The 21,427-nt window shown below is 74.0% G+C and carries 17 protein-coding genes, 1 tRNA gene and 3 pseudogenes; 12 read left to right on the top strand and 9 right to left on the bottom strand.

The window, feature by feature from the left end; genetic code table 11:
* Positions 1-71: 71 nt before the first annotated feature.
* A pseudogene (locus tag ACIBBD_RS15785) lies at positions 72-767 on the bottom strand (response regulator transcription factor); the annotation flags it as partial.
* A gap of 122 nt (positions 768-889) precedes the next feature.
* On the opposite strand from ACIBBD_RS15785, the gene ACIBBD_RS15790 reads away from it, so the two are divergent.
* On the top strand, positions 890-1,420 hold the full coding sequence (locus ACIBBD_RS15790) for a hypothetical protein (RefSeq protein WP_399419952.1): 531 nt from the start codon (positions 890-892) through the stop codon (positions 1,418-1,420).
* A gap of 49 nt (positions 1,421-1,469) precedes the next feature.
* On the opposite strand, the gene ACIBBD_RS15795 is transcribed toward ACIBBD_RS15790, so the two are convergent.
* Positions 1,470-2,348, bottom strand: coding sequence for a spermidine synthase (locus ACIBBD_RS15795; protein ID WP_399419953.1), 879 nt, complete (start codon positions 2,346-2,348; stop codon positions 1,470-1,472).
* A 152-nt stretch (positions 2,349-2,500) separates the two neighbouring features.
* Positions 2,501-2,887 (bottom strand): hypothetical protein, encoded by a 387-nt coding sequence (locus ACIBBD_RS15800; protein ID WP_399419954.1) that lies wholly within the window; start codon positions 2,885-2,887, stop codon positions 2,501-2,503.
* Between the two features lie 268 nt (positions 2,888-3,155).
* Here ACIBBD_RS15800 and ACIBBD_RS15805 point away from each other — a divergent pair, with 268 nt between their 5' ends.
* Positions 3,156-4,571 carry a hypothetical protein gene (locus ACIBBD_RS15805; RefSeq protein WP_399419955.1) on the top strand — a complete coding sequence of 472 codons (1,416 nt, stop codon included), beginning with the start codon at positions 3,156-3,158 and terminating at the stop codon, positions 4,569-4,571.
* Between the two features lie 79 nt (positions 4,572-4,650).
* On the opposite strand, the gene ACIBBD_RS15810 is transcribed toward ACIBBD_RS15805, so the two are convergent.
* Complete coding sequence (locus ACIBBD_RS15810; protein WP_399419956.1) at positions 4,651-5,244, bottom strand: histidine phosphatase family protein; 594 nt, start codon at positions 5,242-5,244, stop codon at positions 4,651-4,653.
* A gap of 192 nt (positions 5,245-5,436) precedes the next feature.
* Between ACIBBD_RS15810 and ACIBBD_RS15815 the strand changes: the two genes are divergently transcribed.
* From ACIBBD_RS15815 to ACIBBD_RS15845, 7 genes are all read left to right on the top strand, one after another.
* Positions 5,437-6,411, top strand: a complete 975-nt coding sequence (locus ACIBBD_RS15815) for a phosphatase PAP2 family protein (RefSeq protein WP_399419957.1) — start codon at positions 5,437-5,439, stop codon at positions 6,409-6,411.
* Positions 6,362-7,483, top strand: coding sequence for a hypothetical protein (locus ACIBBD_RS15820; protein WP_399420125.1), 1,122 nt, complete (start codon positions 6,362-6,364; stop codon positions 7,481-7,483). Before ACIBBD_RS15815 ends, ACIBBD_RS15820 begins: the two co-directional genes overlap by 50 nt.
* Positions 7,474-9,063, top strand: a complete 1,590-nt coding sequence (locus tag ACIBBD_RS15825; RefSeq protein ID WP_399419959.1) for a hypothetical protein — start codon at positions 7,474-7,476, stop codon at positions 9,061-9,063. The genes ACIBBD_RS15820 and ACIBBD_RS15825 overlap by 10 nt, the downstream gene beginning before the upstream one ends.
* Positions 9,060-10,400, top strand: coding sequence for an AAA domain-containing protein (locus tag ACIBBD_RS15830; protein ID WP_399419960.1), 1,341 nt, complete (start codon positions 9,060-9,062; stop codon positions 10,398-10,400). Before ACIBBD_RS15825 ends, ACIBBD_RS15830 begins: the two co-directional genes overlap by 4 nt.
* A gap of 336 nt (positions 10,401-10,736) precedes the next feature.
* The gene (locus tag ACIBBD_RS15835) at positions 10,737-11,105 is read left to right on the top strand and encodes a hypothetical protein (protein WP_399419961.1); all 369 of its coding nucleotides are present in this window, start codon (positions 10,737-10,739) and stop codon (positions 11,103-11,105) included.
* A 189-nt stretch (positions 11,106-11,294) separates the two neighbouring features.
* Positions 11,295-11,897, top strand: coding sequence for a bifunctional DNA primase/polymerase (locus ACIBBD_RS15840; protein WP_399419962.1), 603 nt, complete (start codon positions 11,295-11,297; stop codon positions 11,895-11,897).
* Positions 11,888-11,961, top strand: a tRNA-Lys gene (locus tag ACIBBD_RS15845). The genes ACIBBD_RS15840 and ACIBBD_RS15845 overlap by 10 nt, the downstream gene beginning before the upstream one ends.
* A 147-nt stretch (positions 11,962-12,108) precedes the next feature.
* On the opposite strand, the gene ACIBBD_RS15850 is transcribed toward ACIBBD_RS15845, so the two are convergent.
* Positions 12,109-13,371: a M6 family metalloprotease domain-containing protein gene (locus tag ACIBBD_RS15850; protein ID WP_399419963.1), complete on the bottom strand. Its 1,263-nt coding sequence runs from the start codon at positions 13,369-13,371 to the stop codon at positions 12,109-12,111.
* 315 nt (positions 13,372-13,686) lie between these two features.
* On the opposite strand from ACIBBD_RS15850, the gene ACIBBD_RS15855 reads away from it, so the two are divergent.
* Positions 13,687-15,588, top strand: a complete 1,902-nt coding sequence (locus ACIBBD_RS15855) for a putative bifunctional diguanylate cyclase/phosphodiesterase (protein ID WP_399419964.1) — start codon at positions 13,687-13,689, stop codon at positions 15,586-15,588.
* Here the strand turns inward: ACIBBD_RS15855 and ACIBBD_RS15860 are convergent.
* From ACIBBD_RS15860 to ACIBBD_RS15870, 3 genes and pseudogenes are all read right to left on the bottom strand, one after another.
* Positions 15,567-16,640, bottom strand: coding sequence for an LLM class flavin-dependent oxidoreductase (locus tag ACIBBD_RS15860; protein ID WP_399420126.1), 1,074 nt, complete (start codon positions 16,638-16,640; stop codon positions 15,567-15,569). The two genes, ACIBBD_RS15855 and ACIBBD_RS15860, sit on opposite strands and share 22 nt — an antisense overlap.
* A 265-nt stretch (positions 16,641-16,905) precedes the next feature.
* The gene (locus tag ACIBBD_RS15865) at positions 16,906-17,637 is read right to left on the bottom strand and encodes an aspartate/glutamate racemase family protein (protein ID WP_399419966.1); all 732 of its coding nucleotides are present in this window, start codon (positions 17,635-17,637) and stop codon (positions 16,906-16,908) included.
* A pseudogene (locus tag ACIBBD_RS15870) lies at positions 17,634-18,415 on the bottom strand (decarboxylase). Before ACIBBD_RS15870 ends, ACIBBD_RS15865 begins: the two are co-directional and overlap by 4 nt.
* A gap of 142 nt (positions 18,416-18,557) precedes the next feature.
* Here ACIBBD_RS15870 and ACIBBD_RS15875 point away from each other — a divergent pair.
* Together ACIBBD_RS15875 and ACIBBD_RS15880 are read left to right on the top strand one after the other, a co-directional pair.
* Positions 18,558-19,508, top strand: coding sequence for a D-2-hydroxyacid dehydrogenase (locus ACIBBD_RS15875; RefSeq protein WP_399419967.1), 951 nt, complete (start codon positions 18,558-18,560; stop codon positions 19,506-19,508).
* Between the two features lie 16 nt (positions 19,509-19,524).
* Complete coding sequence (locus ACIBBD_RS15880) at positions 19,525-20,922, top strand: amidase (RefSeq protein WP_399419968.1); 1,398 nt, start codon at positions 19,525-19,527, stop codon at positions 20,920-20,922.
* A 7-nt stretch (positions 20,923-20,929) separates the two neighbouring features.
* On the opposite strand, the pseudogene ACIBBD_RS15885 reads toward ACIBBD_RS15880, so the two are convergent.
* Positions 20,930-21,424: pseudogene (locus ACIBBD_RS15885) on the bottom strand (DUF3830 family protein).
* Positions 21,425-21,427 lie beyond the last annotated feature (3 nt).

Here is a 21,427-nt window from a genome sequence, read left to right on the forward strand (position 1 = left end):
CGGGCGGTGGGGGGGTGGACGGAGGGCGGCCCGGCGAAGGGCGGTCGGGTGACGGACGGTTCGGTGGAGGGCGGTTCCACGGTGGGCGGTTCCAGTTTCACGCCGACGCCCCGCAGGGTGTGCAGATAGCGCGGGCGGGCCGCCGTCTCGCCCAGTTTGCGGCGCAGCCAGGACAGATGGACGTCGATGGTCTGGTCGTCGCCGTAGGACTGCTGCCAGACCTCGGCGAGCAGCTCCCGGCGCGGGACGACGACACCGGGCCGGCCTGCGAGGAAGGCGAGCAGGTCGAACTCGCGCCGGGTGAGGTCGAGACGGACACCGTCCAGCTCGGCCTGGCGGCGCAGCGGATCGACGGTGAGGCCGCCGACGCGCAGGACGGTGGACGGCGGGGCGTCCCCGGTGCCGGCGCGGGAGCGGCGCAGGACGGCCGCCATGCGTGCCGAGAGGTGCTCCACGGAGAAGGGCTTGGTCAGGTAGTCGTCCGCGCCCGCGTTCAGCAGCCGGACGATCTCCGTCTCGTCGTCGCGGGCGGTGGCGATGATGACGGGCACGTCCGTGATGCCGCGCAGCATCTTCAGGGCCTCGGAGCCGTCCAGGTCCGGCAGTCCGAGGTCCAGGATGACCACGTCGAAGCGGAAATGGGCGACCTCGCGCAGCGCCTCCAGTGCCGTCCCGACGCTGCGCACGGTGTGCGAGGCGTCGGTCAGGTGCCGGATGAGCGCCGAGCGTACGAACTGGTCGTCCTCGACCACGAGCACACTTGCCATGCGCCGCACCGTACGCCATGCGGGCGAGGGGCATTCGAGCCTGTGGACAACTCGCCCCCTGTGGACAACCGGTGGACCGTCCGTGCGACACGGGTGAGGCCCGTGGGGCAAGATGGCCCGCGATGCGCAGAGGACTCGTACACCTGTTGGCCTGGTCGCTCGCCACGGGCGCGGCGGTCACGCTGTCGTGGTGGGGTGTCCACACGGTCATGACCGGCACGGCGTACGACCCGCCGCGCGCCCTGCCGCTGACGGCGGGGGACATGACCACGCGGGAGCCGACGTCCCCGGCACCGGCCACCGGCCGCCCCACCCCCTCCGCTCCCTCCGCGAGCCCGTCGGACAGCCCGCCCCCGACGCCGAGCCGGACCCCACGCCCGCCCTCCCCGTCGGACGCGGAGCCGGAGGCCTCCGCTCCCCCGAGCTCCACCGGCCAGGTCAAGAGCTACGACACCGACGGCGGCCGGGTGGTCTTCGACCTCGGGAGGACCTCCGCGAGCCTCGTCTCGGCCACGCCGGGCGCGGGCTGGTCCATGCAGGTGTGGAAGACGGAGACCTGGATCCGGGTGGAGTTCTCCTCGGGCGCGGACCGGGTGTCGGTGTTCTGCACGTGGCACGACGGGCCGCCGCGGGTGGAGGTCGGCACCTACTGACGCCGGGTCGGCGCCCCCGGGGCCGGCCGGCTGGTCGGAACCATCGGGACTATCCGAACGCCGACGGCGGAGGGGCCGGTGAGGCCACCGCCAAGGCGTCCACGACCGGTACGGCCCCGCCGGTGAAGTCGGTGAGCGGCTTGCCGTGCTCGACCCGGCCGGGGTGCGGGTCGGAGGCGGCCCGGCGGGTCAGTTCGGCGACCGGCAGGGTCAGGTCGGAGGCGACGAGGACGGCGTTGCCGAACCGCTTGCCGCGCAGCACGGTCGGGTCGGCGACGAGGGCGAGTTCCGGGAAGCGGGCGGCGGCGGTGGCGATCTGGCCGCGCAGGTGGGCGAGCGGCGGGCCGTCGGCGAGGTTGGCGGCGTAGAGCCCGCCGGGCCTGAGGGCGCGGCGGACCTCGTCGAGGAACTCGGTCGAGGTCAGGTGCGCGGGTGTCCGGGCCCCGCTGAACACGTCGGCGATGACCAGGTCCGCCCACCCGTCGGCCACCTTGGCCAGCCCTTCCCGGGCGTCGACGGACCTGACCCGTATGCGCGCACCCGGGTCCCACGGCAGTTCGCGGCGGACCAGTCGGACGAGGGCGGCGTCGCGCTCGACGACCTGCTGGGTGGAGCGGGGGCGGGTGGCGGCGACGTACCGGGCGAGGGTGAGGGCACCGCCGCCGAGGTGGACGACGTGCAGGGGCTTGCCGGGCGGTGCGGCGAGGTCGATGACGTGTCCGAGGCGCCGTTGGTACTCGAAGGAGAGGAAGGACGGGTCGTCGAGGTCCACGTGCGACTGGGGCGCGCCGTCGATGAGCAGGGTCCGGGCCCGCGTCCGGTCCCGGTCGGGTACGAGCTGTGCGAGCCCGCCGTCGACGGTCTCGGCGACGGTGGCGTCGGCCTCCCGCTCCCGCCGGGCCCGCCGGGTGTTCCTGGACTTTCCCATACGGGCATTTTCGCAGGCGGGGCACCCCGCACCGAGCGGCGGCCGACCGCGCCCACGGGCACCTGCCCGCCCGCCGGTACCTGCCCGCCCGCCGGTACCTGCCCGGCGGCGTACGGCGTCCGTGACCGACGACGGTCCGCCCGCGGCCGGCCCTACCGGCAGTTGTCCGCCGCCTCGATCGTCCGTGCCGCTTCCCCCAACGCCCGACGCAGTACCGCCGGATCCGTCGCGAGGTCCGTCTCGCCGGGCGGGACCAGCCAGTCCGAGCCCTCGACCGGGGGCTCGGGGTCGAGTCTCAGTCCTCTGCCGTCGGTCTCGGTGCAGGTGCTTCCCGGGACGTCCCAGGCGGCCGCGGTGCCCGGCGGCACGAGGAAGGCGAGTGTGCCGCCCCCGTCGTCGTGCAGCACGGGCCCCACCGTGTCCCCGGGTCCCCGGAGCAGGATGTCGACCGCCTCCAGCCCGTGCCGGGTCGGCACCGTCACGAGTTCACAGGCCGTCACCGACGGCGCACAAGGATCGTTGCTCTGGCTGGTCACCATGCCGGCCTCCACCACGCAGCCCTCTTGCAGTCCACAGGGTTCAACGCGGGACGCCGTCAACGGCTACGGCGGAAGTCCGCCGCAAAGGATGGCAGTTCATGGCAGATGCTGGATGAGATATCCGGTTTGTAGCCAAACACTGCGTGGCGGCCCGGTCGCAGAAGGTACGTTCTTGCCCGCCGGAGACCAGGGTGGGCGCCCCGAAAAGCAACGGTCAACCCAGACTGGATCCGGCATGGTTCGACGGTTCGCACGAGAGGACCCGGCCATGGCGTCGTCCACGCTGCCCCCGCCCCGGCCCAACCAGCCACCACGGCCCAACCTCGCCTTCCGGCAGCTGCGCGGACAGCGCTCGCCGACCGAGTTCGCCGCGCTGGTACGGCGGGCCGCCCGCGAGATCGGCGAGCGGGTCAGCTGCGACGCGCGCTACATCGGCCGGGTCGAGGCCGGGGAGATCCGGTGCCCCAACTACGCGTACGAGCGGGTGTTTCTGCACATGTTCCCCGGCCGCACGCTCACCGATCTGGGGTTCGCGCCCCGTTCGTCCGTACGCGGACGCGGGGCGCGCGGCGCCGGGGACACGCCGGGCGCCGATGAGACGAGCGGAGCGAACGAGCCGTATGACACGCAGGACCCGTACGACACGCACCACAACCACGAGGAGAGCGACGTGCTGCGTCGCGCATTCATGACCGGCGGAGGCGCCACGGTGGCCGCCGCCTCGCTGGGCCCCATCGGGCTCGCCCTGGACGCATCGGCGGCGGAACGTCCCGTGCGCCGCGCCGGGGCGGGCGAGGCGAGCGCCCTCGAAGAAGCGGTCCGCAGGATCCGGCTGCTGGACGACCGGCACGGCGCCGACGGCCTCTACCGGCGCGCGGCGACGCCGCTGCGCGCCGCGTACGCGCTGCTGGACGCCGGCGCGACCCGGCAGGCGACCGCCGACCGACTGCACTCGGGGGCCGGTGAGCTCGCCATCTCGGTGGGCTGGCTGGCGCACGACTCGGGCCGGTTCGACGACGCGCGCTCGCACTACGCGGAGGCCCTGGCGACCGCCCGGATGACCGGCGACCAGGCGCTGGAGGCGCACGCCTTCTGCAACACGGCGTTCCTCGCACGCGACGCGGGCCGGCCGCGCGAGGCCGTGCGCGCGGCCCAGGCCGCCCAGCGCGTCGCACGTCCCCTCGGCTCGTCCCGGCTGATGTCGCTGCTCGCGCTGCGCGAGGCGGGCGGCTGGGCCGGGCTCGCCGACCGCACCGGCTGCCAACGGGCACTCGCGCGTGCCCAAGTTCTCTACGGGCGGGGCCCCTGTGACGCCGACCCCGAGTGGATGAGCTTCTACGGGGAGGCCGAGCTGGAGGGGCTGGAGGCGCAGTGCTGGTCCGCCCTGGGCGACTGGCCGCGCGCGGCCCGGCACGCGCGGCGGGCGGCGCGGCTCCAGGATCCCCACTTCACCCGGAACATCGCGCTGTACACCGCGGAGCTGGCGGACGACCTCGCGCGCGGCGGGCGGCCGGACGAAGCCGCGGCGGCGGGGATGCGGGTGCTGGATCTGCTGGAGCAGGTGCAGTCGTCCCGGATCCAGACGATGCTGGCGGGCACCGCGCGGGTGCTGCTGCCGCATCGGCGGGCGTCGGGGGTGTCGGCGTTCCTGGAACGGCACGCGTCGACGCCCCGCACGGTCTAGGGACGGTCGGGCAGGCGGGGCGAGCGGGCGCCCCGCCCGGGCGAGGGCGAGGGACGGGGGGACGAACGCCCCCGGCGGGCTAACCCAGGTGCCCCACGTCGTTCCAGCTCTCGATCGCCGGTTCCCCGTAGGCCCAGCCCAGCACCGACAACGACGTCGGATTCAGTCGTATCCGCGCCGCGAAGTCCAGCGGCAGTCCCAGCCATCGCGCCCCGATGGACCGGAGGATGTGCCCGTGCGCGAACACCAGGACGTCCCGGTCCTCGGCCCGCGCCCAGGCGACGACCTCGTCCGCGCGCGCGGTGACCTCGGCCAGGCTCTCGCCCTCGGGCACGCCGTCGCGCCAGATGAGCCAGCCGGGCCGGACGGCCTGGATGTCGGCGGGGGTCATGCCCTCGTAGGCGCCGTAGTCCCACTCCATCAGCGTGTCCCACGCGGTGGCCCGCTCGCCGAAGCCGGCGAGTTCGCACGTCTCACGCGCGCGGGCCAGCGGGCTGGTGCGGACCTCGACGTCGGGCAGGCCGTCGAACGGCGTCCGGTGCAGCCGCTCGCCGAGCAGCTTGGCGCCGCGGCGGCCCTCTTCCAGGAGGGGCACGTCGGTCCTGCCGGTGTGCTTGCCGGACAGCGACCACTCCGTCTGTCCGTGCCGGGCCAGCAGGATGCGCGGTGCCATGAGGAACCCTTCCGGGGGGAAATCGAAGGCGGGACGACTCCATCATCGCTCACCCTGAACAGGGGCAACCCGGGGGGCGATCTCAGCGTCTTTGAGGGCCGGGGGGCGTCCGGAACGGGGGCGTTCGCACGCCGTAAAGTGGCACCTCCCGTGCCACCGGCGACGCAGCGACAAGAAGGGGGAGGCGATCGGATGCCGCAGACCGAGACACCGGGCACCGAGGCGGCCCCGCGGGGCCGACTGCGCTGGTGGACCGAGCTGCCGCTGATCCTGCTGGTGTACGCCTGCTACTCGGCGGGCCGGCTGCTCGCGCGGGGGGACGTCTCCACCGCCGTCGACCACGGCCTGGCGATCCTGCGGATCGAGAAGTTCCTGCACATCAACGCCGAGCACCCGCTGAACCGCCTCTTCCGCGACGAGGCGTGGATCGGGATACCGGCGGACTTCTGGTACGCGTCGCTGCACTACCTGCTGACACCGGTGCTCCTGGTCTGGCTGTTCCGCTCGCGCGCCGTGCACTACCGGGCGGCCCGCACCTGGCTGATGACGTCGACCTTCATCGGTCTGATCGGCTTCACCCTGCTGCCCACCTGCCCGCCCCGGCTGTTGTCGGCGGAACACGGCTTCGTGGACACGATGGCCCAGTACAGCGCCTACGGCTGGTGGGGCGGCGAGGCGAGCGCGCCGCGCGGGCTGGGCGGCATGACCAACCAGTACGCGGCGATGCCGAGTCTGCACGTGGGCTGGGCGCTGTGGTGCGGGGTGATCCTGTGGCGCCACGGCGGCACGCGCCTCGCGAAGGTGGCCGGCGTGGTCTACCCGCTGGTGACGACGATCGTGGTGATGGGCACCGCGAACCACTACTTCCTCGACGCGGTCGCCGGCGCGGCCGTGATGGGGGCGGGCCTGCTGCTGGCGCCGGCGGTGATGCGCCGGGCGGACCGGATCAGGGTCCGAATCGCGTCCCGCGCCCCACTCTTCGCGGCGCCTGTCCCGTCCGTCCCGACGGCCTCCGTGGGCGCGGAGACCTCGATTGTCAGTGGCGGATGCCAGACTTCCACGGGTGAGCGAATTCCACGGCAGCGCGAGTCACGGTTCGGGCCCGGAGCCGAGCCGGATCCCTCCCCCTCGGACGCGGGGGACGGCACTCCGGCAGCGGCTCGCTGACCTGCGCGGTCCGGACGTACCCGCCAAGGCGCTGGACGCCCGGGCCCTCGCGGCGCTCGCCGCGAACCCGGGCTGCAGACGGCGCGCGATCCTCGACGGCGCCGGGGTGGACAAGGCGGCGCTGGCGGGCGCGCTCGGCTCGCCGTCGGCCTTCGGGCAGTCGCAGTTCGCCCTCACACGCGGGAACGCGTTCGAGGCCAAGGTGAAGGCGGACGGCGGCGCGGAGCTGCTGCGTCTCGTGCACGAGAAGCTGGACCCGCGCGCCGTACCGCCCGCCGGGGCGAGCGTCCCCGACCTGTCGGCGATCGGCCCCGAGGGCCGCACCGCGCGGACGGCGCTGACGCTGCGCGAGGCCACCGAGGCGTCCGGCGCCTGGACGCTGCTCGACCATCCGATGCTCGCGCTCGACGTCGCCGGCTCCGCCGCGTTCCTGGAGCCGGACGCGGTCGTGGTCCATCCGGACGGCAGCTGGACGGTGGTGGAGATCAAGTCGTTCCCCATGCTGGACGGCGCGGCGGATCCGGCGAAGGTCGGCGCGGCCGCCCGCCAGGCCGCGGTGTACGTGCTGGCGCTCGAGGAGATCGCCGCCCGCCTCGACCCCGCCCCGGAGGTGCGCCACCGCGTCCTGCTGGTCTGCCCCAAGGACTTCTCCAACCTGCCCACCGCGTCCGCCGTGGACGTCCGCAAGCAGCGCGCGGTCACCAGCCGCCAGCTCGCCCGGCTCACCCGCATCCAGGACATCGCCGACGCCCTCCCGGACGGCACGTGCTTCTCCCCCGAGCTGCCCCCCGAGCAGCTCACCGCGGCCGTCGAGTCGGTCCCGGCGACGTACGCGCCGGAGTGCCTGGCCGCGTGCGAGCTGGCGTTCCACTGCCGGGACCGTTCCCGCGCGGCCGGCGCGGTGACCACGCTGGGCCGCCCGGTCCGCGCCGAGCTGGGCGGGCTGACGACCGTCGAGGACGTGCTGGCGGCCGCGCGCGGGGAGGCCGGAGATCCCGACGACCCGGCGGTGGCGGCCCTGCGCCGGGCGGCACAGCTGCGGAGCGAGGCGCTGGGGGCGATGTGTCGCTGATCGCCACCCTCGCCCGCCTCGAGGCCGTCACCACCGGCCGGGCCCAGCCCGCTGCCACCGTCCGGCACCGGCACCTGGCCGAGCGGCCCCTGGTGTTCGTGCCGCTGACCACCGCCGGTGAGGCCGGCGCCCCGCTGGGCGCGCTGGTCGGCACCGACCGGGACGCGCCCCGTCTGCTGGTCGTCCCGCAGCCGCGCGACCGCGACCTGAGGTTCGCGTTCCTGGCGGAACTGGCCGACGTCGTCCTGCCGTACATCGACTCCTATGCCGGCGTCGTCGAGGCCGCCGAGCGCAGTGAGACCGACCCGGGGACCGGCAAGCGCGTCAAGGTCGAGGTCGAGCTGTGCGCCGACGCGCCCCAGCTGGTCGTACCCAGCCGCGCGGGCGTCGACTTCGTCCGCCTGCTGGGCCGCTCCATGCGCTTTCGGCGTACGGCGGAGCAGGACCCGGAGACGCCGTATCCGGCGCCGCCGCGCGTGCCGCTGCTCGGGCGGTGGCTGACGCACTTCGGGGAGCGGGCCCGGGTGCCCGGCTCGTCGCTGCTGCTGGCGCTGACGGAGGTGCTGGGCCGGCACTGGGCGACCGGGCAGTCCAGCCTGGAGGACCAGCATCTGGGGGCGCTGCTCGCCTGGATCGACCCGCCCGAGGGGCGGACGGGCGCCGATGCCGCCCTTCAGGCCGAGCTGGCGCGCGACGCGGAGGGACAGCTGCTGTGCCCGCCGGCCGGTCCGGCGACCGACCCGGCGTTCGACAACAAGCTGCTCGCCCCCGCCATCGAGCGCTACGACCGCGCGCGTACCGCCCTGGCCGCCGCCGAGGACGGGCTGCAGGCCGACGACCGGCTGGGGGAGCTGACCGCCGCCGAGCAGCGGATCCGCGAGCTGGTGCGGAGTCGGACGCTGCCCACCTGGGAGGCGGTGTGGCGCGGGCTGGACCTGCTGCGGACGCTGCCGGAGGGGGCGCATGTCGAGGAGCGGTGGACGCGCGACCGCTGGTCGTTCACCGGCCACCGCGACCGTGTCGTGGCGGGCGAGCCCCCGCAGCCGCGCCGCGACGACGCGGTCACCGCGGCCAACAAGCTCGCCACGCGCGAGCGCGAGCAGGCCCGCCTGGAGGCGCAGGAGGCCCTCGACGACCCGCTGGTGATGGCGGGGCGGCGGCTGGCCGGGGAGGCGTTCGCGGGCGAGGTCGTGGACGTCGTCATGGCGTACAGCGAGGGCAGGCGGCCGAGTCCGCGCCCGCTGGTCACGGTGCGTACGGAGGACCGGCCGCACCTCGGGGAGCGGGCGAAGGTGTTCCGGTCGCTGGGCGGCAGGCCGCAGGCGGCGGAGTACGTCGGCCAGGAGGACGAGGGCCTGCTGGTGCTGCGGATCGTCGACAGGATGGGCCGCGGCAAGGAGCCCGAGGAGGGGTCGGTGCCGGAGAAGGGCGACCGGCTGTGCTTCACCCTCTTCGAACACGAGCAGCGCGGCGGCGCGAAGCTGCCCGACCCGGAGGAGACGCCGTGGACGCACGGCGGGCCGCCCGGGGAGCCGGTCCTGGAAGCCGCCGACCCCCTCACCGAGGAGGACACCCTGTGACCACCGAGGCCGCCTTCGACCCCGGTACGGCCGCCACCCGCGCCACCGACGCGATCCTCCACGACACGCTGCACGGTGCCGCGCGCGGTGTGGTCGTCGACTCCCCGCCCGGCGCCGGCAAGTCCACGCTGGTCGTCCGCGCGGCGCTGGAACTGGCCGACGCGGGGCGCCCGCTGATGGTGGTCGCGCAGACCAACGCCCAGGTCGACGACCTGGTCCTGCGGCTCGCCGAGAAGAGCCCCGAGCTGCCGGTGGGCCGCCTGCACAGCAGCGACACCGACGCGTACGACAAGGCGCTGGACGACCTGCCGAACGTACGGAAGTCGGCGAAGGCGGGCGACCTGACCGGGCTGCCCGTCGTCATCTCCACGGCGGCGAAGTGGGCGCATGTGAAGGTCGACGAGCCGTGGCGGCACGCGATCGTGGACGAGGCGTACCAGATGCGCTCGGACGGTCTGCTGGCCGTGGCCGGGCTGTTCGAGCGGGCGCTGTTCGTGGGCGACCCGGGGCAGCTGGACCCCTTCGCGATCGTGGGCAGCGAGCAGTGGGCGGGCCTGTCGTACGACCCGTCGGTCTCGGCGGTGTCCACGCTGCTGGCGCACAACCCGGGCCTGCCGCAGCACCGGCTGCCGGTGTCGTGGCGGCTGCCGGCGTCGGCGGCGCCCCTGGTCTCGGACGCCTTCTACCCGTACACCCCGTTCCGCAGCGGCACGGACCACGGCGACCGCCGGCTGGCCTTCGCCGTGCCGTCGGACGGCTCCGGTCCCGACCGGGTGATCGACGAGGCGGCGGAGTCGGGCTGGGGCCTGCTGGAGCTGCCCGCCCGGCACACGCCCCGCACCGACCCGGAGGCGGTACGGGCGGTCGCGACGGTCGTCCGCCGCATGCTGGACCGAGGCGGAGCGGCCACTTCGGAACGCTCCTCCGCCCCCGCCCCCCTGACCGCCGATCGGATCGCCGTCGGCACGGCCCACCGCGACCAGGCGGCGGCGATCCGCGCGGCCCTCGCCGGCCTGGGCGTCGCGGACGTCACCGTGGACACGGCGAACCGGCTCCAGGGCCGGGAGTACGACGTCACCGTCATCCTCCACCCCCTCTCCGGCCGTCCCGACGCCACCGCCTTCCACCTGGAGACGGGCCGCCTCTGCGTCCTCGCCTCCCGCCACCGGCACGCCTGCGTCGTCGTGTGCCGCGCGGGAGTGGGCGACCTGCTGGACGACTATCCGTCGACCGAGCCGGTGCAGCTGGGGACACTCGTGAAGTTCCCGGACGGCTGGGAGGCGAACCACGCCGTCCTCGCCCACCTGGCGGAACACCGGGTGAGCTGGCGGCCGTGACCGAACCCGGTACCCACGCCACGCCGGCAGGCGGCACTCCGCCCCCGCCGGACGGAGTCCGGCCACGCCGCCGGAGGCGGCCGACCAGCGCAGCCCGGACTGCGGAGGCGCACCACGCGGTCCTCGCCCACCTGGCGGAACACCGGATGAGCCGGCGGCCGTGACCGTGCCCTGTTCGGTGCCGGCGCGGCTCGGGGAACATCACGAGGGGCGGAAGCCTTGAGGAGGGGGGCCGGAGCTTGTGCACGGGCTCCCCGCCCCTTGCGTCGTCGGAGGACAATGGAGGGTGGTCCGCTCACCAGTGGTGCCATCACGACCGTACGAGGAGGAGAAGACATGGCGGAGCCCACGCCGCGTCGGAACGAACCGCGGCTACGCCCCGCGCCCCTGCTCTTCGAGCCCGCGGAGGCCGCCGGCGATCCGGAGCACTTCTTCGATCTGGAGTCGATCGACGACCCGCAGGCGCTGCTGGCGCGCGCCACGGAGCTGACGCAGGCGTTTCGCGCGGCGGCCGACCGGGCGGTGGAGTTCCAGGCGATGGCGGCGGCCCAGCTCGCCGACCCGCGCCGGTTCGACCGGCTGACGCCCGCCGCCATCGCCGAGCAGGCCGAGTGGACCGAGGACTACGCGAAGAAGATGGTCGAGTTCGGGCAGGACCTGCTGCGCGGTGACATCGACGGGCGCGGGCACGTCGACCCCGTGTAACCCACGGCGCCCACAGACACCGACCCCGCCCGTGACACCCCACCGAGCCCCGTGACATCCCGCGGTGCCCACTCTCCGTAACGTTCCGGCATATGCCAGGCGGGCAAGATACTCCCTCCGGCCCCCTCCTGTCCCCGTTTCCCGCAACACAGGGGAATCACCCGCTCACGCGCGGTAGACATGGATGTCATGAGCCGCGCATGGGACGCCCACCTCACCGATCACGCCGCCGGAGTCACCCCGGACGGCGCCGCCTGGCTGGCCTCCGCCGGCACGTACCCCCGCAGCACGCTCGCCCTCTGGGAGGAGCGGCCGCACGCCCCGGTCGTCCTGTCCTGCGGTTCCGTCTTCGACGTGGTGAGCGCGCCCGCGATGTTCGGGCGGCTGATGCTGGACCGGCTGTGGGGCGAGGGGCCGGGTTCCGGGCCGGTGGCCGCGTTCCGCGGGCGGACGCTGCTGTTCGCCGCGCCGGGGACGGCGCAGCGGCTTCCCTCGCTGCTGGAGTGGGAGGAGTGGAGCGCCGACGGCCGCCCGGACGGCCGTACCGGCACCGTCCCGCCGCTGCTGTGCCACGGCACCGGCGACGCGGTGACCGTGCCGCCCCCGCTCACCTCCCCGCAGGACGCCGCCACCCGGTGGATGGTCGCCCCCGACACCCGCCACCCATGGCTGCCGGGCCCCGAGATCCTGCTCTGGGCAGCCGTCCGGGCCGCCCGGGTGGCCGTGCGGATATCGATTTCTCACCCCGCCGACCAGGGTGCTAAGGTCTACGACGTCAGCAGGCGCCGCTAGCTCAGTTGGTTAGAGCAGCTGACTCTTAATCAGCGGGTCCGGGGTTCGAGTCCCTGGCGGCGCACGACACGAAAAGGCCCCTCGCGCGAGCGGGGGGCCTTTCGCGTACGCCGCGACGCGTACGCCGACACGCCTGCGACCCGACACGCGCACGCCGACCCGCGTGCGCCGACGCGCGGCCGCGGGGGCGCGCGCCTCACCCCCGCGAGGACTAAGCGGCGGTGATCCTCACGACCCACGACCCCGCCACCGTCCGCCCCTCCACGTCCACCCGCACGTCCTCCCCCGGCACCGTGAAGCTTTCGCCGAGGGCGACCGGGGCGTCCGCGAGGGGCGGGTAGACGGAGTCCTGCCAGCAGGCCTCGGTGCGGGGATGGGCGTCGATCACCTCGACCGGACCCCGGCCGGACTCCGCACCGCTCTGGACGCGGTAGACGAGGATCCCGGAGCGGCAGGCGGAGTGATCGTTGCCGATCGGGCCGCGCGCCTCGAAGGCGAGGGCGCTGCCGGTGCCGGTGCGGACGACCGCGAGTTTGGTGCCGTTGCCGAGTCCGAAGGCCGGCGCGCCGAAGGCTCCCGTGACCGCGACGCCCGGTCCGGCGCTCAGGGGCTCCAGCGTGATCCGGGTCGCCGCACCGGTGGGTACGCACGCCACCTGGTGCGGCTTCAGCCAGCCGAGTTTCCACTTGTGCCAGCCGAAGAGGTCGGGCGCCAGTCCGAACTGGCTGCCCATCAGGTCCCAGTCGCCGACGTGCGTGTCCCAGTCGCCCTTGCCGTCCACCGGGCGGCGGTAGAGGTCGGGCAGGTCGAAGACATGGCCCGTCTCGTGGGCGAGAACCAGCCGGTCCGGCGGGTGCTGTTCGAAGACCGTGACGATCCGGCGGATCTCGGTGCCGTCGGCCCGCAGCGGGTGGTCCATGTTGACGACCTTGGTGGCGTCGGAGTCCACGCCCGGGGCGTCCGGGTCGGCGACGAAGTAGACGACGTCGTAGCGGGAGAAGTCGACCTGGCCGTCGGCGGCGGCGAGCGCGTCGCGCAGGTAGGCGGCGCGGCGCTCGCTATTCCAGTCACGCCGTATGGCGTACGCGGTGGACGGCTTCGGCATGCGGATCCACCGCGGCAGCGGGTGCGCGGTCAGGGTGAACCTGCCGTAGGAGGCCTGGTGGAAGTAGTCACTGGTGGCCGGGAAGTGGTCGGCGGCCAGTTCGGCCGGCGAGCTCATCGGGGCCCAGTCCGGGAAGGACAGGAAGACCATCACCGCGTCGAGGTTCCGGTGGGGCTGCGGATAGGCGGCGTTCCAGGTGTCCAGGCCTTCCGAGTGGTGGGCCTCGGTGCGCTTGAGGGCGCAGGGGAGCACCGCGAGGGGCTCGGCGACCGAGGGACCGGTGATGAGAGAGGTCGCGGCGAGCGCCGAGAGGGTGGTGAACACGGCCGCGGTGCTGCGCAGTCGGGGGCGCGAGAGCTGTCGCGGCACAGGGACCTCCGGGAACGGTTCAACGGGACACCGCACCCAGCCTGTGGTGATTTGTTGTAGTACGCCCTGTTTATATGCACCAGATGAGTGAAGGGAGAAAAGTGGGCATCAGCGCCGACACCCCCGGAATCCTCACGGAACGTCACACGTGGTCGCCCGGTCGCGGAACCGGCCCACCTGGGGGCAGAAACGATCTGTCAGAAGCGGGGGGTGTTCCGGGACACTGGGCAGTGGCTGCGCAAGTCCGGGGCCAGCATCTATGATCGGCACACTTTCCTGCGCGGACAGAGATCGAGTGCACTGCGGGAGCGAGCGGTGAGCGGAACGTCCGAAGGGCCGACGCCCGCGGCAGACCTCGACCGGTCGGCCGTCACAGACAGTGACATCGAGGCATCTCCTCGTGGGGAGGCCACGGCAGGCACGGAAGTCTCGGCGGGCACGGAAGGCGGGGACGGCACGAAAGGCTGGGAAGACCTCGACGGCGGTGCGCCCGCCTACCGTTCCGTCTTCACGTCCGCGCCCCTCGCCATGGCGGTCGTCGACCGCGAGGGCCAGGTCACCGACGCCAACGCGGCGCTCGGCTCGCTGCTCGGCGGCGGACCCGGGGCCCTCGTCGGGCGGGTGGCCGCCGACCTGCTGGACCTGGCCTCCGACGCCCGCACCTGGCACGCCTACCGCGAGGTGCTCCGCGGTCGTCAGGCCAGACTGCGCTGCACCCGGCGGCTGAAGCAGCCCGACGGCCGCTCACTGTGGGCGCAGGTCACCGTGGCGCCCCTGGACGGCGAGGCGTCCGGCGTCCTGCTGTCCGTCGCCGACATCAGCGCCCACCGCGACCTCCAGGCGCGGCTGCGCCACCTCCAGATGCACGACCCGGTGACCCGGCTGCCCAACCGCACGCTGTTCTTCGAACGGGTGTCGGCCGCCCTGGAGGCGGAGTCGTACGAGGAGAGCGGGACCGGCCGGATCGGGCTGTGCTACCTGGACATCGACGGGTTCAAGGCGGTCAACGACACCCTCGGCCACCGGGTCGGCGACCGGTTGCTGGCCGCCGTGGCCGAGCGGCTGACGGAGTGCGCGCAGGAGGCCGGACGGACCCGGCCGAGCGTGCCGCTCGTCGCGCGGCTCGGCGGAGACGAGTTCGCGCTGCTGGTGGAGGACTCCACCGGCACCGAGCAGCTCGCGGACCTCGCCGAGTCCGTGCTCAAGGCGCTCCAGGCGCCGTTCGACCTGTCCGGGCAGCGGCTGAACGTCTCCGCGTCGATCGGGGTCGTCGAACGGCTCGCGGCGGGCACCACCGCCACCGGTCTCATGCAGGCCGCCGACACCACGCTGTACTGGGCGAAGGTGGACGGCAAGGACCGCTGGACACTGTTCGACCCGGAGCGCAACGCCCATCTGATGACCCGCCAGGCCCTGGCCTCCACGCTGCGCCCCGCCATCGAGCGGGGCGAGTTCCGTCTGGAGTACCAGCCGCTGGTCGGCATGGCGGACGGGCGGCTGCGCGGGGTGGAGGCGCTGGTGCGCTGGGACCACCCGCGGTTCGGGCTGTTGCCGCCGAATCGGTTCGTCGCCCTGGCCGAGGAGGACGGCTCGATCGTGCCGCTCGGCCGCTGGGTGCTGGCCACCGCCTGCCGGCAGGCCCGCCGCTGGCAGCTGGAACGGCCCGACGAGCCGCCGCTGTTCGTCAGCGTCAACGTGGCGGTCCGTCAGGTGTGGGACTCCGACCTGGTGTCGGACGTGGCGGAGATCCTCACCGAGACCGGGCTGGACCCGCATCTGCTCCAGCTGGAGCTGACGGAGTCCGCGGTGATGGGCTCGGCCGGACGGCCGCTGCAGGCCCTGCAGGCGCTCAGCGACATGGGCGTGAACATCGCCATCGACGACTTCGGCACCGGCTACTCCAACCTCGCGTACCTGAGCCGGCTGCCGGTGTCGGTGCTGAAACTGGACGGTTCGTTCGTGCGCGGCTTCCAGTACGAGGGAGCGGGGGCGCCGCCGAACCCGGCCGACCAGGTCGTCGTCGAGGCGATGATCGACCTCGCGCACCGGCTCGGGCTGACCGTCACCGCCGAGTGCGTGGAGACCGCCGCGCAGGCCACCCGGCTGAGAAGCATCGGCTGCGACACCGGGCAGGGCTGGCTGTACTCCCGCCCGGTGACGCCGGATCGTATCTCCGAGCTGCTGGAAACCGCGTCCTACGCGGTCGGCAACCCGTAGGCGTCCGCGACGAGTTCGTAGGAGCGCAGGCGCAGCTCGCCGCGGTGGGCGTGGCTGGTGAGCATCAACTCGTCGGCACCGGTGCGCTTGTGGAGGTCGTCGAGCCCGGAGCGGACCTCGTCGGCCGTGCCGTGGATGATGTTCGCGGTCCAGGACTCGACGAACTCCTTCTCCAGCGAGCTGGACGCGTGCGCCTCGGCCTCCTCGGGGGAGGGGAACAGGCCGGGCCGGCCGGTACGCAGGCGGACCATGTTCAGACCAGTGGCCAGGACCTGGCGGCGGGCCTCGCGCTCGTCGTCGGCGGCGAGCACGGAGACGCCGATGAGGGCGTACGGCTCGTCGAGGACCTCGGACGGCCGGAAGTGCTCGCGGTACAGGTCGAGCGCGGGGATCGTGTTCTGCGCGGAGAAGTGGTGCGCGAAGGCGAACGGCAGGCCGAGCACGGCCGCCAGGCGGGCGCTGAACCCGGAGGAGCCCAGCAGCCAGACCGGCGGGCGGTGCCGGGACTGGACCCCTCCGGGGGAGGTGGCCTGGACGGGGCCGGGCACGGCGTGGATACGGCGGTAGGGGTGGCCGTCGGGGAAGTCGTCGTCGAGGAAGCGGGTCAGCTCGGCGAGCTGCTCGGGGAAGTCGTCGGCGCCCTCGTTCAGCCGGTCGGTGCGGCGCAGGGCGGCGGCGGTGGCGCCGTCGGTGCCGGGGGCGCGGCCGAGGCCGAGGTCGACGCGGCCCGGGGCGAGGGCCTCCAGGGTGCCGAACTGCTCGGCGATCACCAGCGGTGCGTGGTTGGGCAGCATGACGCCGCCCGAGCCGAGCCGGATGCGGTCGGTGTGGGCCGCGAGGTGGGCCAGGATCACCGCGGGCGAGGAGGAGGCGACGCCCGGCATGGAGTGGTGCTCGGCGACCCAGTACCGGTGGAAGCCGCGCGCCTCGGTGAGCCGGGCGAGGTCGACGCTGGTGCGCAGGGCGTCGGTGGCGGTGCGGCCGGACCCGACGGTGACCAGGTCCAGTACGGAGAGGGGGACGGGGGCGGTGCCGCGCACCACACCCCGGATCTCGTCGGCCGCCGTCCCGGCCGACGGCTTCTCACCCGCCGTCTGCTCGCCTGCCGCCGTCTCGTCTGCCGCCACGGGTTCCTCCTGGTCTCGGCGTGCGGTGTCCTCCAGCCGCTAACAGGAGGCAGTCCCCGTTTATTCCCGCCGGCGCGGCCTGCGTCGGGGCCGCGGCACGGGCGGGCGGAGGCACCCCCGGGCCGGGCCGCGCAGGAACCGGCCACGCGGGAAACGGGTTGGGCAGGTGCCGGGCCGCGCAGGCGCCGGGTCACACCTGCACGAGCGGCTCCCGCGTGAACAGTGATCCGAGTCCGGGGGCGTTCACCCGCCTGTCCGTCAGGCGCAGGGCCTCCCAGACCGTGACCTGGTTGGCGGTGAGGACCGGCTTGCCCAGCTCCTTCTCCAGGTCTGCCAGGTGGGCGGCCGTGTGCAGGGCGGTGTCGGGCAGCAGGACCGCCTGCGCGCCGGGCTCGTCGGCCGCGCGGGCCAGTGCGAAGACCTCGGCCTCGCCCCAGGTGCCGACCTCGGCGGCCGTGACGATCCCGGAGCTGTGCACGCCGGTCACCTCCAGGCCGCCGGCCCGCAGGAATCGCGCGAAGAGCTCCGCCACGTCGTCGGGGTAGGTGGCGCCGACGGCGACCCGGCGCGCGCCGATCTCCTGGGCCGCGTGCACGAAGGCGAAGGAGGTCGAGGAGGCCGGCATCCCGGCGGCCCGGGCCAGGGTGCGCACCTGTTCCTGGGCGCCCTCCCAGCCGTGCACGAAGCCGCCGCTGGTGCAGGCCCACACGATCGCCTCCGCGCCGGACAGCCGCAGTTGCTCGACGCCCGCCGTGAGCCGCTCGGGCGCGCCGATCTGCCGCAGCGCGTCCACGTGGTGCGCGTCCTCGCCGATGTCCGTGTGGACCAGGTCCACCCGGATGTCACTGCCCAGGAGCTGCTCGATGCGCGGGTAGTCGTCCTCGGCCGAGTGGCCCGGGTAGAGGAATCCGAGTGCGGTCATGTCCAGCCTTCCTGCTGTTCTTCGGGCAGTACGGGAGGCCGCTGCCGCGCCCCCTCGTCCAGCGGAGCCCGGTACGGCCCCACGGCTCGGGTACCCATTCGGCGCAGCGCCGCCCACATCGTCACCTGGTTGGCCGAGATCACCGGTATGCGTAATTCCGCCTCCAGTTGGGGGATGACGTCGTACGTCGGGAGGTTGGTGCAGGAGATGAACAGCGCGTCGGCGGCCTCGGGGCGCGCCGCCCGCCGGGTCATCACGGCCACGTCCCGGTACGTCACCTTCCAGATGTGCCGGCCCATGAACGCGCACCCGGTCACCGTGACGCCCGCCTGCCCGACGTACTCCTCGAGGGCCCGGGTCACCGACTCGGTGTACGGGGTCACCAGAGCCACCCGCTGGACGCCGAGCTCCGCCAGCGCCTCCAGGAGGGCGCCGGACGTGGTCACGGACGGCATCGCGCCGGCCCGGGTCATCGCCTCGCCCATCGCGCGCTCCCCGGCGGGCCCGCCGACGAAGCTGCCGGAGGCGCAGGCGTAGGCGACGGCCTCGGGGGCGACGGCGATCAGGGTGCGGACGGCGTCGCCGAGCGTCTTGTGCTCGCTGAACCGGCGGGCGAGGTCCAGACCGACCTCGACGGGTGCATACGGGGTGCGCGTGAGGTGGAGGGAGACGTCGTCGGGCGTCCAGCGCCACAGCTCGCGGTCGAGCGCGAAGCCGAAGGGGGCGACGACGCCGAGACCGCGCTGGGCGCGGGGCCGCCGAGAAGGGTGACGTCCATGGCGGGCACCGCCCTCACCGTGAGACAGGATGCGGCAACGGACCGTGTCGACGGCCGTGTTGACGACGGTGGGTTCGGGTGCGAACGTGGTCAATCCGTGCACGTCAGGCCCTTGGTCACCGCCCGAGGAAGGGGCATTCGGATGTCCGCCGTCCCCACGCTCCTCGTTCTCGACGCCGACCCGCCGCCCCGGCTGGGCCGGCTCACCGGGCGGGCCCGGGTGGTGCACACCGGCGAGGACGGCCTCGCGGCGCGGCTGCCGGAGGCGGACGTGCTGCTGGTGTGGGACTTCACCTCGTGCGCGGTACGGGCCGCCTGGCCGGGCGAGGGGCCGAGGCCGCGCTGGGTGCACACGGCGAGCGCCGGCGTGGACCATCTGATGTGTCCGGAGCTGGTCGCGTCGGACACGGTGGTGACGAACGCGCGCGGTGTCTTCGACGAGCCGATCGCCGAGTACGTGGCCGCGCTGGTGCTGGCGATGGCGAAGGACCTGCCGCAGACCTGGGAGCTCCAGCAACGGCGCGAGTGGCGGCACCGGGAGAGCCTGCGGGTCGCGGGCACGCACGCCGTGGTCGTCGGCTCGGGGCCGATCGGCCGGGCGATCGCCCGCACCCTGAAGGCGCTGGGCGTGACCACGGCGGTCGTCGGCCGCGTCCCGCGCACCGGCATCCACGGACCGCAGGACCTGGACCGTCTCCTCGCCCGCGCCGACTGGGTGATCGCGGCGGCCCCGCTCACCGAGCAGACGCACGGCATGTTCGACCTGCGCCGCTTCGGCGTGATGCAGCCCTCCGCCCGGTTCGTGAACGTCGGCCGGGGCGGGCTCGTCGTCGAGGACGCGCTCGTCCAGGCACTGGAGCGACGGTGGATCGGCGGTGCCGCGCTGGACGTCCTCGCGACCGAGCCCCTCCCCTCGGACAGCCCGCTGTGGCGGGTGCCGGGGCTGCTCGTGTCCCCGCACATGAGCGGCGACACGGTCGGCTGGCGGGACGAACTCGGCACGCAGTTCGTGGAGCTGTTCGAGCGGTGGGCGGCGGGCCGGCCGCTGCGGAACGTGGTCGACAAACAGCGCGGGTACGTGCCCGGCCACTGACCTCCCTGGAGGGTGCATGACGGACCTCACCACCATGACCGCGGGCCGGCTCCTCGACGGCTACCGCACGGGCGAGTTCGGCCCGGTGGAGGTGGCCCGGGCCGCCCTGGAGCGGGCCGAGCGGAGCAGCCGGCCGGAGGTGAACGCGTTCGTCCGGCTCTTCCCGGACGAGGCCCTCGCGCAGGCGCGCGCCGCGCAGGAACGGTGGCGGCGCGGGGAACCGTCCGGACCGCTGGACGGGGTGCCCGTGACGGTCAAGGACATCCTGCTCCTGCGGGGGCACCCGACCCTGCGCGGCTCGAAGACGGTGGACCCCGCGGGGCGTTGGGACGAGGACGCCCCGTCCGTGGCCCGGCTGCGGGAGGCGGGCGCGGTCTTCCTCGGCAAGACGACGACGCCCGAGTACGGCTGGAAGGCCGTCACCGACTCCCCTCTCACCGGCGTCACCCGCAACCCGCACGACCCGTCCCGCACCGCGGGCGGCTCCAGCGGCGGCAGCGCGGCGGCCGTGGCCCTCGGAGCGGGCCCGCTGTCGCTGGGCACGGACGGCGGGGGCAGCGTCCGCATCCCGGCCGCGTTCTGCGGCGTCTTCGGCCTGAAACCCACCTACGGCCGTGTCCCGCTCTACCCGGCCAGCGCCTTCGGGACGCTCGCGCACGTCGGCCCGATGACCCGGGACGCGGCGGACGCGGCCCTGCTCCTCGACGTGATCGGCGTGCCCGACTCGCGCGACTGGTCGGCGCTGGGACCGGTCGGCGGGTCCTTCACGGCGGCGCTGGGCGGGGGCGTGCGGGGGCTGCGGGTGGCGTACTCGCCGTCCCTTGGCGGCCAGGTCGCGGTGCGCCCGGCGGTCGCGGCGGCGGTACGGCGGGCCGTGGAGCGGCTGGCCGGTCTCGGCGCGTACGTCGAGGAGGCCGACCCCGACATCACCGACCCGGTGGACGCCTTCCACACCCTGTGGTTCGCCGGGGCGGCCCAGGTGACCCGGCGGCTGCCGAAGGAGTCGCTCGACCCCGGGCTGCGGGAGATCAGCGCCGAGGGCGCCCGCTTCAGCGCGCTCGACTACCTGGCCGCGGTGGACGTCCGCATGGAACTCGGCCGCCGTATGGGCCGCTTCCACGACACCCACGACCTGCTGCTCACCCCGACCCTGCCGATCACGGCGTTCGAGACGGGGGCGGAGGTGCCGAGGGGCTCGGGACACCGGCGGTGGACGGGCTGGACGCCGTTCACCTACCCCTTCAACCTCACCCAGCAGCCCGCGGCCACCGTCCCGGTGGGGACGGACGGCGACGGACTGCCGGTGGGACTGCAGATCGTGGCCGCCCGGCACCGTGACGACCTCGTGCTGCGGGCGGCGCACGCGCTGTACGCGTCCGGGATCGCCTCCGCGCCGCAGGCCCGGGGCCGGTGACCCCGGCTCACCTCCTCCGGAAGCTGAGCGTCTCCCCCGCCGCTCCCGTCCGCCACAGGTCGTTGCAGGCCTCGGCCATCGCCTCCAGGCCCTCGACGACCTGTCCCCAGACGATGCCGGGGACCCAGCCGACGTCCCCGTCGAGGAGCAGGTTGCTGCGCTCGTAGAACAGGGCCAGGTCCACGACCGTGGTGCCGGCGCGGACCTCGCGGTCGTAGCCGTGGGCGCGGGTGCCCAACTCGGCTCCAAAGAAGGAGAAATAGCAGAGATCTCCGGGGATCGGTGTAACTGTCGGGTTTTCCAGGGGTGGTTACGATTCCGCGAACGGCGGGAAAAGGGCGTAGATCTCGTTGCGGGCGTACTTCGCGTGATAGACGTCACCGGTGAGCGGAAGGGAGTTCCAGACGGCGGCGCAGGTGACCGGAGCCCGGTCTTCCAGCAGTTTTGCCGTGCAGTTGATTCCCCCTGTGACCAGCGATACGTCGATGTAGCGGTCAGCCATGCC

Origin of the sequence: Streptomyces sp. NPDC051315 (genome assembly GCF_044455165.1) — a bacterium.
Classification (GTDB): Bacteria; Actinomycetota; Actinomycetes; order Streptomycetales; family Streptomycetaceae; genus Streptomyces.

What these genes read in the sequence shown, in the direction of transcription:
- ACIBBD_RS15790 (WP_399419952.1), top strand. Translation starts at nt 890, where the DNA reads ATGCGCAGAGGACTCGTACACCTGTTGGCCTGGTCGCTCGCCACGGGC.
- ACIBBD_RS15795 (WP_399419953.1), bottom strand. Translation starts at nt 2,348, where the DNA reads ATGGGAAAGTCCAGGAACACCCGGCGGGCCCGGCGGGAGCGGGAGGCC.
- ACIBBD_RS15800 (WP_399419954.1), bottom strand. Translation starts at nt 2,887, where the DNA reads ATGGTGACCAGCCAGAGCAACGATCCTTGTGCGCCGTCGGTGACGGCC.
- ACIBBD_RS15805 (WP_399419955.1), top strand. Translation starts at nt 3,156, where the DNA reads ATGGCGTCGTCCACGCTGCCCCCGCCCCGGCCCAACCAGCCACCACGG.
- ACIBBD_RS15810 (WP_399419956.1), bottom strand. Translation starts at nt 5,244, where the DNA reads ATGGCACCGCGCATCCTGCTGGCCCGGCACGGACAGACGGAGTGGTCG.
- ACIBBD_RS15815 (WP_399419957.1), top strand. Translation starts at nt 5,437, where the DNA reads ATGCCGCAGACCGAGACACCGGGCACCGAGGCGGCCCCGCGGGGCCGA.
- ACIBBD_RS15835 (WP_399419961.1), top strand. Translation starts at nt 10,737, where the DNA reads ATGGCGGAGCCCACGCCGCGTCGGAACGAACCGCGGCTACGCCCCGCG.
- ACIBBD_RS15840 (WP_399419962.1), top strand. Translation starts at nt 11,295, where the DNA reads ATGAGCCGCGCATGGGACGCCCACCTCACCGATCACGCCGCCGGAGTC.
- ACIBBD_RS15865 (WP_399419966.1), bottom strand. Translation starts at nt 17,637, where the DNA reads ATGACCGCACTCGGATTCCTCTACCCGGGCCACTCGGCCGAGGACGAC.
- ACIBBD_RS15875 (WP_399419967.1), top strand. Translation starts at nt 18,558, where the DNA reads ATGTCCGCCGTCCCCACGCTCCTCGTTCTCGACGCCGACCCGCCGCCC.
- ACIBBD_RS15880 (WP_399419968.1), top strand. Translation starts at nt 19,525, where the DNA reads ATGACGGACCTCACCACCATGACCGCGGGCCGGCTCCTCGACGGCTAC.